Source organism: Pseudomonas alkylphenolica (assembly GCF_000746525.1).
Taxonomy (GTDB): Bacteria; Pseudomonadota; Gammaproteobacteria; order Pseudomonadales; family Pseudomonadaceae; genus Aquipseudomonas; species Aquipseudomonas alkylphenolica.
This window is the reverse complement of record NZ_CP009048.1, coordinates 2,230,788-2,245,223: the sequence shown is the minus strand read 5'-3', so window position 1 is coordinate 2,245,223 and position 14,436 is coordinate 2,230,788. Positions and strand designations below refer to the sequence as shown.

Genomic DNA, 14,436 nt, shown 5'->3' with positions numbered 1-14,436 from the left:
AATGAACATGCACGATGTTATGAGCGTCTTTGCTTTGTGTGTCGTCGTACTCTTTGTGAAGATGCTGGCGATTTCCTGCTACCAGGGTTTCTATCGCATCAGCCGTATGACCTTCAAGAATGCCGAAGACGCCAGCTTTGTCGGACGCCAGGCCAGCCCGGAGGAATTGCCCCAAGTCAGCCGCGCGGCGCAGGCCTGGGCCAATGACCTTGAGAACATTCCGTTGTTCTTTGTCCTCGGCGCCCTGTGCCTGGTGTTCAATCCTCCCGCTGCGCTGACCATTGGGCTGATGGTCGTGTTCACGGCCGCACGGGTGGCGCACACCCTGTGCTTCCTGGCACGCTGGCAGCCGTGGCGCACGATTGCCTACGCGGTGGCGATCGTCTGTCTGTTGGGGCTGGCCGCTATGGTGACGATGGGTGCCGTGCGCCACCTTTGAGCGTTCCGCGAAAAAAGGTTCTTCACGGAATCCCGGGGGCTATGATCCTTGGGCTGGGATTGCTGTGGTTGTGAGCTTATCCATTTTGTGTGGCGATGCTGCCGGCCCCTTCCGCCCTTACGGCGGCCCTACGCTGCGCTCCGGGTCCCCTCGCTACGGTGTCCTCCTGAAGTCGCAAAGTTACGGGCGGCGCCTGTGCTGACGTATCTTCGAAATCTGATTCTGGCGGAGCCAGGATGTCATCGCGGGGCAAGCCCGCTCCCACCGGGTTAATTGGTCTCCCGGTGGGAGCGGGCTTGCCCCGCGATATCGACCTGCCAGTTACCTCGCATCGCGGGAAAATCCCGCTTCAAAGCCTTGCTCTTGCTCTTCATGCACGCAAGTGCAGGCGCCGCGGACTGCGACTTCAGAAGGCTGAGTGGAGGTGCCTGTAGGGGCCAGTGCGTAGCACCTTCGGCGTAGCCGAAGAACGCGAGCCGTAGACTTGGCGAAGCAAGTCGTAGGCCGCGTGGCCCCGGAAGGTGCCGGAGCGAAGGGACCCGGAGCGCAGCGTAGGGCCGTATGCAGGAGCGAGCGGTTTTGCCTACTTTTTCCAAGAAAAAAGTAGGCCGCCGAAAAGGCGGAAGGGGCCGGCAGCATCGCCACACAAAATGGATAAGCTCACAACCACAGCCAACCCAACCCAACCCAACCCAACCCAACCCAAGGATCATAACCCCCGGAATTTCGTGAAGAGCCCAAAAAAAACGGGATTGGCACTGTGCCAATCCCGCTCGGTTGCAACCTGTGAGCTAAAGGTCAATCAGCTCCAGGGACGGTCACCGTTCTCGTCTTTGATACGAGTCGGCAGACCCATCACGTCCAGCGCCTTGAGGAACGGCTCAGCCGGCAGCTCCTCGACGTTGGCCATGCGCTGCACATCCCACTCGCCACGGGCGACCAGCAGGGCTGCCGCCACTGGCGGCACGCCTGCGGTGTAGGAAATACCCTGGCTGTCGGTCTCGGCGTAGGCCTCTTCATGGTCGGCCACGTTGTAGATGAAGATCTCACGTGGCTGGCCATCCTTGGTGCCCTTGACCAGGTCACCAATGCAGGTCTTGCCGGTGTAGCCCGGCGCCAGCGAGGACGGATCAGGCAGTACGGCCTTGACCACTTTCAGCGGCACCACTTCCAGGCCTTCAGCGGTCTTGACCGGCTGCTCGGAGAGCAGGCCAAGGTTCTTCAGCACGGTGAACACGTTGATGTAGTGCTCGCCAAAGCTCATCCAGAAGCGCACGTTCGGCACGTCGAGGTTCTTCGACAGCGAGTGCACTTCATCGTGGCCGGTCAGGTACAGGTTTTGCGAACCTACCACCGGCAGGTCGTCGGTACGCTTGACTTCGAACATGGTGTTGCTAGTCCACTGGCTGTTCTGCCAGCTCCACACCTGCCCGGTGAACTCGCGGAAGTTGATTTCCGGGTCGAAGTTGGTGGCGAAGTACTTGCCATGTGAGCCGGCATTGACGTCGAGAATGTCGATCGAATCAATGCGGTCGAAATACTGTTGTTGCGCCAGCGCCGCATAAGCGTTGACCACACCCGGGTCGAAGCCTACGCCGAGAATGGCGGTAATGTTCTTCTGCTGGCACTCTTCGAGGTGTTTCCACTCGTAGTTGCCATACCAGGGCGGGGTTTCGCAGATTTTGCCCGGTTCTTCGTGGATGGCGGTGTCCAGGTAGGCCACGCCGGTATCGATGCAGGCACGCAGCACCGACATGTTGAGGAAGGCGGAGCCGACGTTGATGACGATCTGCGATTCGGTTTCGCGGATCAGCGCTTTGGTCGCTTCGACATCCAGGGCATTGAGTGCAAATGCCTTGATTTCAGCAGGCTGTTTGAGGCTGCCCTTGGCCTTGACGCTGTCGATGATGGCCTGGCATTTGGAGATGTTGCGCGACGCGATAGCAATACGACCGAGTTCGTCGTTGTGCTGCGCGCACTTGTGGGCCACCACCTTGGCGACACCTCCTGCACCAATGATAAGAACGTTCTTCTTCAATTTCTCTTTCTCTCCTTTACTGCCAGCTTACGACAGGCTGGACAAGTAGTCTTCGAACCCGAATTCACGAACCACCTCGACTGTACCGTCGAGTTGTTTCACTACGATGGACGGCATTTTCAGGCCGTTGAACCAGTTTTTCTTGACCATGGTGTAACCCGCTGCGTCAACAAACGACAGCCGATCGCCGATGGCCAGCGGACGATCAAATTGGTACTCGCCGAAGATGTCGCCAGCCAGGCAGGACTTGCCGCACACCATGTAGGTGTGATCGCCGGTGCTTGGCGCCAGTTTGGCGTTGAGGCGGTAAATCAGCAGGTCGAGCATGTGCGCTTCGATCGAGCTGTCGACCACGGCCAGGTGCTTGCCGTTGTACAGGGTGTCGAGCACGGTCACTTCCAGCGAGGCGCTCTGGGTGATCGCCGCTTCGCCCGGTTCCAGGTAGACCTGTACGCCGTACTTCTCGGAGAAGGCCTTCAGGCGCGCGCAGAAAGCGTCCAGCGCATAGTCTTCACCGGTGAAGTGGATACCGCCGCCCAGGCTTACCCACTCGACCTTGTGCAGCAGGTGGCCGAAGCGTTCTTCGATGGTGCTGAGCATCTGGTCGAACAGGCCGAAGTCGTCGTTCTCGCAGTTGTTGTGGAACATGAAGCCGGAGATCTGCTCGATGACCGCTTCGACTTTCACCGGGTCCCATTCGCCCAGGCGGCTGAACGGACGCGCCGGGTCGGCCAGCAGGTAGTCGGAGCTGCTCACCTGTGGGTTGACGCGCAGGCCACGCACGGTGCCTTCAGTCTGTTCGGCAAAGCGTTGCAGCTGGCCGATGGAGTTGAAGATGATCTTGTCGCAGTTCTCGACCATCTCGCCGATCTCGTCGTCGGCCCAGGCCACGCTGTAGGCGTGCGCTTCGCCGGCGAACTTCTGACGGCCCAGTTTGAGCTCGTAGAGCGACGACGAAGTGGTGCCGTCCATGTATTGCTGCATCAGGTCGAACACCGACCAGGTGGCGAAGCACTTGAGTGCCAGCAGGGCCTTGGCGCCGGAGTTTTCACGCACGTAGGCGATCTTCTCCATGTTGCGCAGCAGCTTGGTTTTGTCGATGAGGTAATACGGCGTTTTGATCATTTCGAGGCCCCCGGCCAGGCCGGCCAAAAAAAGGACACGCATTGTGCCCTCCCTTGACGGAACTCGAAAGGGAGAAAAGCGATTTTCGCCAAGTCAGTGGTCGTGTGGGCCGTGTTTCGGGCCTATATACCTGATTACCTGCAAGGTGGCAGCGGGCTTCTGTGGGAGCGGGCTTGCCCCGCGATTGCGGTTGTTCAGTCACATTGCATCGCGGGGCAAGCCCGCTCCCACAGGATTGCCAACTCCGCGATTGCTTCAATCAGCTGAAAGCGTTGATGAACCAGGTAATCAACGGCAAGGCGACGATGTCGATCAATACCGCGCCACACAGCGGCACGATGATGAAGGCCTTGTAGGAGAACACTTTGTAGTGGTCACAGATGGCGCCCATGTTGGCCACCGCATTCGGTGTAGCGCCCAGACCATGGCCCATGTAACCGGCACACAGCACTGCGGCGTCATAGTTGCCGCCAAACAGGCGGAACAGCACGAAAACGCACAGCAACACCATGATCAGCACCTGCACCACCAGGATCACTAGCAACGGCAGGCCCAGCTGTTCCAGCTCCCAGAACTTCAGGCTCATCATCGCCATGGTCAGGAACATGCCCAGGCTGATGTCGCCCACCGTGCTGACCGCGTTGTCCGGCATCTCGATGACACGTGCGCGGTCGTTGAGGTTACGCAGGATGATGGCAACGAACATCGCACCGACATACACCGGCAGGACGATGCCCAGGTGCTCTTTCAAGGCATCGCCGATCCAGAAGCCGAGCACCATGATCACCAGCATGCAGGTCAGCAGACGCAGCAGCACGGCGGCATCCAGGGGCACGCTCGGGGCTTCGTTGGCTTTTTCCAGGGCTTGCAGGGTGTCAACCTGGTCGGCTTTGACCGCCAGCTTTTTACGGTCGATCAGGTAACGGGCCACCGGGCTGCCAAGCAAGCCACCGGCGACCATACCGAAGGTCGCCGAGGCCAGCGCTGCGGTAGTCGCACCACTGGTACCGAGGCTCTCGGCAATTGGTCCGAAAGCCGCCGCGGCACCAAAGCCGCCCTCCAGCGACACCGCACCGGCCATGATCCCCAGCAACGGATCGATGCCCAGCAGTTCGGCCATACCGACACCCACTACGTTCTGCAGCAAGGCCAGGCCCCAGCAGGCGCCGAGGTAGACGAAGAGGATTTTGCCGCCCTGGCGCAGCAGGCCAAGGCTGCCGCCCAGACCGACGGTGGTGAAGAACGCCACCATCAGCGGGGTTTGCATCGCGGTGTCGAGCTTGATGTCCAGCCATTGCTGGTTACGCAGCAGCCACACCACCAGGGCAAAGCCGAAGCCGCCGATCACCGGGGCCGGTACACAGAGTTGGCGCAGCCAGTAGCTGTGCTTTTTCAGTTGTGCCCCCAGCCCCAGCAGCACAAGGGCCAGGGCGACGGTGGTCAATGCATCAAGTTGCAGGGTCAGCATGGGTGAATACTCTTGTTTTTATACTTGGATTAATGGGGAGAAAGGCTTAGTCGACCAGGCTGGCCAGCAGCCGCGCGCCGATGCGGGCGGTGCGCTGGTCCTGGTCGAGGCCCGGATTGAGTTCGGCAACGTCGGCCATGCGCAGCTTGCCGCTGGCCTTGGCCCGGCGGACCAGGTGCTCGACCACCATCAGGTCGACGCCATGGGCCGACGGCGCACTCACGCCGGGCGCCTGACTGGCGGGCAGCACGTCCAGGCAGACGGTCATGTACAAGTGGTCGATACCGCTCAAGAACTCATCGACAAAGGCTTCGATGGCCGGGACATTCCACGGCTGCATCTGCCGGTCGAGGCGATAGCGCACGTTCAGGCGCCGGGCCTGATCGAACAGCGCCTGGGTGTTGTTCAGCTCACTCACGCCCAGGCAGCAGTAGTCGAAGTCCAGGCCGGCCTGCTGGCAGTACTCGGCGATCTGCCGGAACGGCGTGCCGGAGCTGCTTTGCGCGGCGTGGCGCAGGTCGAAGTGGGCGTCGAAGTTGAGGACGCCGATACGCGGGCGCGCCTCGCGCTGGCGCAGGTGTTCGGCCAGGCCCAGAAAGCTGGCGTAGGCGATCTCGTGGCCGCCGCCCAGCCCCAGAGGCAGATGGCCCTGGTCGAGCAGTTGGCTGACACGCTCGGCGTAGGCCTGCTGCGCGCCCTCAAGGTCAGAGCCGACACAGGCGATGTCGCCGCTGTCGTACAGTGCCCGCTGGCCACGCCAAGCCAGGTTGGCCAGGGCTTTGCGCAAGGCCTCTGGCCCCTGGCGGGCGCCGCTGCGGCCCTGGTTGCGGCTGACACCTTCGTCGCACGCCAGGCCCACCAGGGCGCTGCCGGGCGCTTGCGCGCTGCTGCAGGGCTGCACCCACTGGTGCCAGCGAAGTGCCGACGAGCCTTCGTCAGCGTCAATACGGCCTTGCCACACGGGCATGGCGAGATGTGCGGTCATGCGGGGTACTCCAGGTTGATTCAGTCCAGCCGCGCGCCCACGCGCAGGGCGACCTCGCGGGTCCAGCGGGTCAGGCGTTCGCTGTTTTGCTGGGCACGAATGGCCGGGGCCATCAGGCTGATTGCACCGTGCAAACGGTTGCGGCTGTCGAGCACCGGGGCGCTGACGCCCCAGATACCGTCGTCGATTTCGCCAAGGCTGACGGCATAGCCCTGGTCGCGAATAGCAATGAAGCTCTGCAGATAGACCGCGATGCCGTCAGCATCGACGCCCTGCTCATGGAGGATCGCCTCGCTGCGTTCCGGCGCCATATGCGCCAGCAGCACCCGCGCCGAAGCCCCCACCAGCAGCGGCTGGGCCAGGCCTTTCTGATAGCAGCAACGCAGCGGCTGCGGGCTGTCGATCAGCTCGATGCAAATCGCCTGGCCATTACTCGGTACCATCAGCGCAACGCTTTCCCGGCTCAACTCGGCCAGGCGTTTGAGCTCAGGCAATGCCTGCGACACCAGCAGCGCTTCACGGTCGAACTTGTTCGCCAGCTGCAGACAGGCCGGCCCCGGCAGGTAGCGGCCATGGCCGTTGTCTTCCGCCAGGCCCCAGCGCAGCAGGGTTTTCAGGTGCCGATAGGTGCTGCTCAGGGGCTGTGCCAGTTGCAGGCTCAGTTCCTTGGCCGACAGCGCCTCATCGGCCTGGCCAAGGGCAACGAGGATCTGCAGCAGGCGATCGGTGGGCGTGTTGTAGTTCATATGTGCTCCTTGCGAACATGGTGCACAGGCTTTTCCCAAAGGGTGAAACAGGATTCCCACTAAGTGGGAAATTTCGCAATTAAAAGCGATGAGGGGTGTGTAAACGGCAGGCAGGATCAGGCCGACAAGGACTTGCCGCAGCGCCCGTAGACCACTATCTCTCCCGCGGTGGCAATCACCAGGCTCAAGCCGGTGTAGGAAAACCCGAACGCCCTCACCTCCAGTTCGACCCCCAGCTTGTGGAACAGCGCTGGCCGGTTGTAGCGCGCGCCGTGCAGCCACGACCCCGGTTCAACCAGCAGCAGGTGCTGCTCGGGCCAGGCCAGAACGATGTCCTCGACCATCCAGCCATCGGCGGTGGCCAGCGGCAGACCGCCGCCATTGATACCGGCCATGCGGATCACCCGCTCGTGCAACGGGCCGATGCCGCGGGTTTCCAGGTGGCGGTCGCTGCCGAGGTTGTCGGTGCGGTCGCGGGCGACTTTCTCGCCGGTCTGGCAATCGATCACACTGCGTCCGGAACTGGAGGCGACCAGCAGCAGTTCGCTGTCACGGTCAAAGCCGATTTCCAGCAGACCGGCAATGGTCAATCGCGTCTTCAACTGCCACGGTTCAGGCGCGGCTGCGACCTGAAGCTGTTCGATCACCCGGCGCAGCGGGTCAAGATGGGATGAGGGCATGTCGCGACTCTGCTTTGTGGGTCAGGCGTCGAGGTCAGGAGCTGTTAGATGAAGCCTCGCCGAAATGGTTCATGGATCCTACGATTGCAAGCCGATACAGACAGCACTCTCCCTATCCTGCATCCATTCATAACTATACGGTTACACCGATGAACAAATCCAAGTCCGCTGGTAAAGGTTCACCAACAATGCTCGCAATCTGTTGTACCTGCACAGCATTAAGTAGCCAGTCGCCATCAGGGCTGCTCTCTAAATCAGACCACCCAAGAATATCCAATACTCGTTGTTCAAACTCATGAGCTACATCTAGCTCGTACTTCAGCGAGTCGTCTTCGTTATCGCCTGGCAAAAAACCGCTAATCCATAAAAACATGATGATATTTCTCTTATTTCGGGGTTGTTCTTCCCGGTTTGGCAGGTTTGGTTTGTTCACCTGTTTCAGGGTCAAATTCGCCAAGGTGTGTGGTTCCTTGCGGACTATAAATTTCGATTTTTCCGTGCTGGCTGTCCCATTCGTAGATGCGCCCTTTGCTGTCTTTCCAGCGTCGCCGCTTACCGCCACCTCCTTGGATGGGGCTTTTATCTTTTGCCGGTTTAGCGTCTGGAAAAGCAGCAAGCTCTTTGGGGGCTTGTGGTACTTAATATCCCCGCCACCCCTGACGTTGATCGACAGGTAGATCGGCGCAACCTGAGGCAGGCTCGGGAACCAGATAATGGCGTCCTGGTAATCCGGCGGATACGCCGGATTAATCAGGATCTGCTCTGTCTTCGGGCCGGGTGGATACACCCAAACGGCAGGCTTCAGTGTGACGCCCTCGAGCGCCGGAATCCCCAGCACCGTATGGGGATCGGCGGCCGGCGTCCAAATGATTTCAATGCCTAAGCGTCACCCGTGCGCGAGTGTTGCCTTTGGTCAGGTCGGCATATTGCGCGGAGGAATAGAACGCGCTGTCCGGTGAAGTCGTGTTCGGCATCAGTGCTGCCACCGTGATCGCCAGCCCTCTAGGCAATACCGCCGCAAGCGTTCCACCCAGTCGGGCAGTCAAGGCCGACGCACTGACAGATCCACCTACCCACTCAAGCGCCGCAGCACCAGCGGCCATCCTTATGCCCGAACCCAGCACTGCATAGGTGCCGTACTGCTTTAACGACTCGACCGGCACAAAGCCCCTGTGATCCGTCACCCCATCCGGCAACGTGCAGGACTTGGCGAAAATGTATCCCTCCTGCTTTCTCTCCTCCCGTTTCTGAATCTTCTCCCAACGCTCGTCGGCTTCCCGATCATTGCGCTCGTTCGCCGCCTCTGCTCGGTCCCAAGCCGCCTGTGCTGCCCGTGTCGCCTCAGCATGCAGCTTGCTGTCATCTCGCCGAGTTGCCCCAAGCAAATTCAAACCAAGTTTTTTGGTTGGCATAACGCTCCCTGTCAAAATTGTCTCGATCCCGAGCAAGAGACGGCAAAGCCAAGCCCCCCTCGGCCAGCCTAATCACAACAACACCGAAGGGGTGCGTGCATCATGGCTAAGGAACATACTACAGAGTGGATTTCGCATCCCGCACGATGTCAGGCATGATCAACCGCGCATGCTTTACGAATCAATGCCCCGCGGAGCCGAAATTGCCCACCCCTCGCCACTTCAGCCAGAAATCCAGTACAACAAACATGCTGAACCTCAAGCACCCGCAGGGGCCCTCCTTGCCCGCCTACCGCGTCGGCTTCCTGCTGCTGGAGAATTTCTCCATGGCCAGTTTCACCGTGGCCATGGATGTGCTGGTCACCGCCAACCTGTTGCAAAACGAGCTGTTTGTCATCACACCGCTGTCACTGGGGGCCGAACGGGTGATCAGCGACCTGGGGCTGGAGATCTATGCCACAGGCCTTGAGCGTAACACCCTGGATAACCTGGACATGCTGGTGGTCTGTGGCGGCTTGCGCACACCGCTCAAATACCCGCAGCTGGACCGTCTGCTGAGCGAGGCGGCAAGCCATGGTCTGGCTTTGGGCGGGCTGTGGAACGGTGCCTACTTTCTCGGGCGTGCCGGGGTACTGACAGGCTACAACTGCACCATCCACCCCGAACAGCGAGCGAGCCTGGCCGAGCTCACGCAAAGCACGATTACCCCGGCCAGTTTTGTCCTCGACCGCGACCGCTTGACCGCCGCCAGCCCCAACGGCGCGCTGGAGATGATGCTGGCGCTGCTCAAGCTGCAACAGGGCGAAGCACTGGCGGCCGGGGTCGAGGAGATTCTGGCGTTCTCCGGGGCACGCTTTCGGCGGGTCGACAGCAGTTCGAAAAAATCCATGAGCGCACCGCTGCGGACCATCGTCGAACTGATGGAAAACAACCTGGAAGAAACCCTGAGCCTGGATCAGCTGGCCACCTACAGCGGTCGCTCGCGCCGCCAGATCGACCGGCTATTCCAGGCACAACTGGGCACCTCGCCCAGCCGCTACTACATGGAACTGCGCATCACCAAAAGTCGGCGCCTGCTGCAGTATTCCGACCTGCCGTTGATGGATGTGGCGATTGCCTGTGGCTTTGTCTCGGTGTCGCATTTCAGCAAGTGCTACAGCGCCTACTTCGGCTACCCGCCTTCGCGTGAACAGCGGCTGGGCGAGTAACCACGGCGGCTGCTGTTCAGGCTCAAGCCGCCCTCCACCACCAGCACCAGCACCGCCAGCCAGATGGCGATGTAAGTGGGCCATTGCGCCGCGGCGATGCTTTCCCCCAGGAGGATCGCGGCCAGCACCAACAGGATCGGCTCGACGTAGATCAGCAGGCCGAACAGGGTCAGGTTCAAGCGTGGCCCTGACAGCGCTTGCAAGGCCAGCGCAGATGCACTGATCGCCCCCAGCCCGGCGACCAGCCACGGCAAGCTTGAGCCACTGGCGGCAACGCTCAGCACTACGCCGCCCTTGAGCACGAAAAACAGGCTGACCGGCAGGCTCAGGCTCATGTCGAACCACAGGCCGCCCATGTTGTTGCTGTCGCTGACCCGGCGCAGCCAGAAGTACAGCGGATACCCCAACCCCACCGCCAGCACCGGCCAGGTGATGGCCTTGGCAATGGCGATCTGGTTGATGATGCCCAGCGCCGCCAGCGCACAGGCCAGCAGTTGCAGGCGACTGATGTTGTCGTTGAAGGCCAGACGGCCGACGATCACCATGGTCAGTGGCATGAGGAAATAGCCAAGCGAAACATCCAGGCCGTAGCCATTGATCGGTGCCCACATGAACAACCACAACTGCACCCCGAGCAACGCCGCCGACACCAGGCGCACCGCCCAGAACCAGCGCTCTTCAAACACCCGCCGAACAAGCCGGCGCACTTCGTGCCAGTGGCCGCTGGCGAGCACCATCAGGGTCAGGCAGGGCACAGTCAGGAGAATTCGCCAGCCGTAGATTTCGTCGCCGGCCAAGGGTTCGAGCAAATGGGTATAGGCGTACATCACGGCAAACAGCACCGACGCCAGTACGTTGAGCAGCACGCCCAGGGCGGCATTGGGGGTAGCGGGCGAGTGCATGGCGGTGTCCTTCACGTAGCGGTTCGGTTGGTGATAATTTATTGCGTAGCGCCCGATAAGTGCCCTCGTTTTTCACCCTGAAGATGAGAAATTATTGCACATGAAACCTGCACTGGATGATTTCGACCTTGCCCTGCTCAACGTCCTGCAGCAGGACAACAGCCTGCCGCTGCGAGAACTGGCCGAGCGGGTACACCTGTCGTCAGCCTCCGTGCAGCGGCGCATCCAGCGGCTGAAGACAGCCGGCTTTATCCAGGCCAACGCGGCAGTGATCGATCCGGAAAAAGTCGGTCAGGTAATTACCTTGATGGTCGAGGTACATGCCGACCGCACCCAGTCGGCAGACCTTGAGCTGATGAAACAGGCCTTCTCCGGGCCCGAGATCCAGCAGTGCTACTACGTCACCGGCGATGCCGACTTCATGCTGGTGCTGACGGTGGCGAGCATGAGCGAGTTTCAGGCGCTCGCTCAACGGCTGTTTCATGACAACCCGAACGTGAAGTGGTTTCGCACCATTGTCGTGCTGGAGCGGGTGAAATCGACCTTGCATGTGCCGATTGTGGGTAATCGCGGGGCAAGCCCGCTCCCACCGGATAAGTGATCAACCTGTGGGAGCGGCGGTGCGACGACTCGACTTGCCCCGCGATGAAGTCAGTTCTGCTCTAGCGCCTGGCGCAACTCTTCGGCCGTGGCGAACTCCCGCTGACTGACCACCTGCCCCTTGTCCAACTGCAACCACAGCACCTTGTCTTCGGCACCGGCATAGCGTGTAGCCACACTGCCCTCACGGTCCAGCAGCACCCGGTAGCTGTAGTCGCGCATTGCCGGGATGGCGAAGAGCTTGGAAATCAGCGCCGGCATGCGCTGGATGTCCGCGACGAACACGATCTGGCGGGCTTCCAGGTAGCCCTTGGGACGGTCGGCCAGGGCCGCCTTGACCAGCTTGGCGCCATCCATGTTGCGCGCCACCAGCAAGGTGCGGGTCTGGTCGTTGAGGCTGTAGGCCTGGTCGTACTGGTCAAGCAGGGTCCAGGGCGCCAGGCGCTCGCCGACTTCGACCGCCTGGGCCAGCAGCGGGGACAGGCTCAACAGTAGTGCTATGGCGTATTTCACAAGTGACCTCAATGGCTGGTAAGAGAATGCAGCGTGCATGGTAGGCCGTTGCCGCCGAGCCAGTCCATGCATGAGAAAAACCTGAAACAAATAAAACAAAAGGATATAAAAATAACAAAACAATCTAACTAAACAGAATAAACAAATTGAAGCACTTAACCGGGCTGCTTATATTTTTGGACACCAACCGTCCTTGAGTCTCTGGAGTCCGCCCATGCCGCAACAGCCCCATTCTCCCCTGCGCCGCTTGCTCACTGGCGGCTTGATTGCCGCCTTCGCCGCATTGCTGCTACCCGGCCAAAGCGCCGTGGCCGAGCCCAGCAAAACCCTGCGCATCGGCTACCAGAAATTCAACAGCATCAACATCCTCAAAGGCAGCGGCGCCCTGGAAAAAGCCCTGGCGCCACAAGGCGTGAGCGTCAGCTGGTACGAGTTTTCCGCCGGCCCGCAACTGCTGGAAGCATTGAGCACCGGCGCTATCGACCTGGGCCACGCTGCCGATGCGCCGTCGGTGTTCGCCCAGGCGGCGGGCAAGCCGGTGGTGTATCTGGCCGCCGAGCAACCTTACCCGCGCGGCATCGGCCTGGTGGTCCGTGAGCAGGACAAGATTGCCAACGTCCAGGCCCTCAAGGGTCAGCGCGTGGCCACCGGCCGCGGCTGGAACGCCCAGTACCTGCTGGCCGTGGCCCTGCAGGATGCCGGCCTGAGCTACAAGGACATCACTCCGGCCTACGTCAACAACGCCGCCGACGCGGTGGCGGCGCTGCAGTCGGGCAGTGTCCAGGCCGTGACCCTGTGGGACCCGTTCCTGGCCGCCGCAGAAAAACAACCGGGGCTGAAAAACCTGCGTGACGGCAGCGGACTGTCCAACAACCGCACCTTCTACCTGTCGTCCGCGGCCTTTGCCGACAACAACCGTGCCCTGCTCAAGACCTTCTTCAGCGAACTGGCCAAGGTCAGCGCCTGGGCCAACCACAAACCCGATGAAGTGGCCGCCCTGCTCGCCCCGCAACTGGGCATCGGCGCCGATGTACTGCAGGTGGCCAGTGAACGGCGCAATTACAATGCCGTGCCGATCGACAGCAAAATCACCGCCGAACAACAGAAACTGGCCGACACTTTCCAGGGCCTGGGCCTGATTCCCAAAGCCCTGCGGGTGGCCGATGCGGTGTACCCGGTCTCGGTGTTGCCCTGAGCTGACTGACCGGTAATGCCGACTCGCGGATCAGCCCGGTCGGCATTCACTAATCAAATACCGGGTATTTCAACATTTAATTTGTGGATAGCACGAGCTTGTCTATATCGTGTCAATGCATCCCCACGCAGCGCCGGCCGGCGCTGCCAGGCACGGGGACACAACAACAAGTCGAGACTGTCCATGTCGAAATCTTCTTACTACGCCCCTCACGGTGGGCACCCGGCTCAAACCGAGCTGCTGACAGACCGTGCCATGTTTACCGAAGCCTATGCCGTGATCCCCAAGGGCGTGATGCGTGACATCGTCACCAGCCACCTGCCGTTCTGGGACAAGATGCGCATGTGGGTCATCGCCCGTCCGCTGACCGGTTTCTCGGAAACCTTCTCGCAATACATCGTGGAGCTGGCGCCAGAAGGCGGCAGCGAGCGCCCTGAGCTGGACAAGAACGCCGAAGCGGTGCTGTTCGTCGTCGAAGGCGAAGTCGACATCACCCTGCAGGGCAAGCCTTACACCCTGAAAGAAGGCGGCTACGCCTTCATTCCGCCGGCGGCCGACTGGAGCCTGCGCAACACCAGCGGCAAGAACGTCACCTTCCACTGGATCCGCAAGCACTACCAGGTGGTAGAAGGTCTGGCGCTGCCGGAAGCCTTCGTCACCAACGAAAAGGACATCGAGCCGATCCCGATGCCGGGCACCGACGGCGCCTGGGTCACCACGCGCTTCGTCGACATGGCCGACATGCGCCACGACATGCACGTCAACATCGTGACCTTCCAGCCGGGCGGCGTGATTCCGTTCGCTGAAACCCACGTCATGGAACACGGCCTGTACGTGCTGGAAGGTAAAGCGGTGTACCGCCTGAACCAGGACTGGGTCGAGGTCGAGGCCGGTGACTTCATGTGGCTGCGCGCCTTCTGCCCGCAAGCCTGCTACTCCGGCGGCCCAGGTCCGTTCCGCTACCTGCTGTACAAAGATGTAAACCGTCATATGAACCTGGTGCTGAACCCTCAGCGCTAAGATGTACAAAGAGCCCGCCGTCACTGGCGGGCTTTTTTTTGCTGTGGGAGCGGGCTTGCCCCGCGATTGCTATCTGTCAGCCACATCGCATCGCGGGGCAAGCCC

At 60.9% G+C, this 14,436-nt stretch carries 15 protein-coding genes and 1 pseudogene; 5 read left to right on the top strand and 11 right to left on the bottom strand.

What is annotated here, in order from left to right; translation table 11 throughout:
* Positions 1-7 precede the first annotated feature (7 nt).
* Positions 8-439 carry an MAPEG family protein gene (locus PSAKL28_RS10450; protein WP_038609800.1) on the top strand — a complete coding sequence of 144 codons (432 nt, stop codon included), beginning with the start codon at positions 8-10 and terminating at the stop codon, positions 437-439.
* Between the two features lie 802 nt (positions 440-1,241).
* On the opposite strand, the gene PSAKL28_RS10445 is transcribed toward PSAKL28_RS10450, so the two are convergent.
* From PSAKL28_RS10445 to PSAKL28_RS28130, 9 genes and pseudogenes are all read right to left on the bottom strand, one after another.
* Positions 1,242-2,477 carry a saccharopine dehydrogenase family protein gene (locus PSAKL28_RS10445; RefSeq protein ID WP_038609797.1) on the bottom strand — a complete coding sequence of 412 codons (1,236 nt, stop codon included), beginning with the start codon at positions 2,475-2,477 and terminating at the stop codon, positions 1,242-1,244.
* Between the two features lie 27 nt (positions 2,478-2,504).
* On the bottom strand, positions 2,505-3,602 hold the full coding sequence (gene nspC / locus PSAKL28_RS10440) for a carboxynorspermidine decarboxylase (protein WP_038616468.1): 1,098 nt from the start codon (positions 3,600-3,602) through the stop codon (positions 2,505-2,507).
* Positions 3,603-3,861: 259 nt separating this feature from the next.
* Positions 3,862-5,070 (bottom strand): sodium/glutamate symporter, encoded by a 1,209-nt coding sequence (gene gltS, locus PSAKL28_RS10435; protein WP_038609795.1) that lies wholly within the window; start codon positions 5,068-5,070, stop codon positions 3,862-3,864.
* A gap of 46 nt (positions 5,071-5,116) precedes the next feature.
* Positions 5,117-6,055, bottom strand: a complete 939-nt coding sequence (hutG, locus tag PSAKL28_RS10430) for a formimidoylglutamase (RefSeq protein ID WP_038609792.1) — start codon at positions 6,053-6,055, stop codon at positions 5,117-5,119.
* Positions 6,056-6,075: 20 nt separating this feature from the next.
* Positions 6,076-6,801, bottom strand: coding sequence for an IclR family transcriptional regulator (locus tag PSAKL28_RS10425; RefSeq protein ID WP_038609790.1), 726 nt, complete (start codon positions 6,799-6,801; stop codon positions 6,076-6,078).
* Positions 6,802-6,917: 116 nt separating this feature from the next.
* On the bottom strand, positions 6,918-7,481 hold the full coding sequence (locus tag PSAKL28_RS10420; RefSeq protein ID WP_038609787.1) for a hypothetical protein: 564 nt from the start codon (positions 7,479-7,481) through the stop codon (positions 6,918-6,920).
* Between the two features lie 133 nt (positions 7,482-7,614).
* Positions 7,615-7,854, bottom strand: a complete 240-nt coding sequence (locus tag PSAKL28_RS10415; protein ID WP_038616465.1) for a pyocin S6 family toxin immunity protein — start codon at positions 7,852-7,854, stop codon at positions 7,615-7,617.
* Positions 7,855-8,211: 357 nt separating this feature from the next.
* A pseudogene (locus PSAKL28_RS28135) lies at positions 8,212-8,319 on the bottom strand (hypothetical protein); the annotation flags it as partial.
* Between the two features lie 34 nt (positions 8,320-8,353).
* Positions 8,354-8,893 (bottom strand): hypothetical protein, encoded by a 540-nt coding sequence (locus tag PSAKL28_RS28130; RefSeq protein WP_051939271.1) that lies wholly within the window; start codon positions 8,891-8,893, stop codon positions 8,354-8,356.
* A 203-nt stretch (positions 8,894-9,096) separates the two neighbouring features.
* On the opposite strand from PSAKL28_RS28130, the gene PSAKL28_RS10405 reads away from it, so the two are divergent.
* Positions 9,097-10,101: a GlxA family transcriptional regulator gene (locus tag PSAKL28_RS10405; RefSeq protein WP_038616462.1), complete on the top strand. Its 1,005-nt coding sequence runs from the start codon at positions 9,097-9,099 to the stop codon at positions 10,099-10,101.
* Here PSAKL28_RS10405 and rarD read toward each other — a convergent pair.
* Positions 10,065-11,003, bottom strand: coding sequence for an EamA family transporter RarD (gene rarD / locus PSAKL28_RS10400; protein WP_038609784.1), 939 nt, complete (start codon positions 11,001-11,003; stop codon positions 10,065-10,067). The two genes, PSAKL28_RS10405 and rarD, sit on opposite strands and share 37 nt — an antisense overlap.
* A 100-nt stretch (positions 11,004-11,103) precedes the next feature.
* On the opposite strand from rarD, the gene PSAKL28_RS10395 reads away from it, so the two are divergent.
* A complete protein-coding gene (locus PSAKL28_RS10395; RefSeq protein WP_051939269.1) occupies positions 11,104-11,604 on the top strand; it encodes an Lrp/AsnC family transcriptional regulator in 501 nt (166 codons plus the stop codon).
* Positions 11,605-11,654: 50 nt separating this feature from the next.
* Here the strand turns inward: PSAKL28_RS10395 and PSAKL28_RS10390 are convergent, their stop codons facing one another.
* Complete coding sequence (locus tag PSAKL28_RS10390; RefSeq protein WP_038609780.1) at positions 11,655-12,116, bottom strand: hypothetical protein; 462 nt, start codon at positions 12,114-12,116, stop codon at positions 11,655-11,657.
* A gap of 214 nt (positions 12,117-12,330) precedes the next feature.
* On the opposite strand from PSAKL28_RS10390, the gene PSAKL28_RS10385 reads away from it, so the two are divergent.
* Both PSAKL28_RS10385 and PSAKL28_RS10380 read left to right on the top strand, forming a co-directional pair.
* The gene (locus PSAKL28_RS10385; RefSeq protein WP_038609778.1) at positions 12,331-13,311 is read left to right on the top strand and encodes an aliphatic sulfonate ABC transporter substrate-binding protein; all 981 of its coding nucleotides are present in this window, start codon (positions 12,331-12,333) and stop codon (positions 13,309-13,311) included.
* A gap of 183 nt (positions 13,312-13,494) precedes the next feature.
* Positions 13,495-14,331, top strand: coding sequence for a bifunctional allantoicase/(S)-ureidoglycine aminohydrolase (locus PSAKL28_RS10380; protein WP_028944847.1), 837 nt, complete (start codon positions 13,495-13,497; stop codon positions 14,329-14,331).
* Positions 14,332-14,436 lie beyond the last annotated feature (105 nt).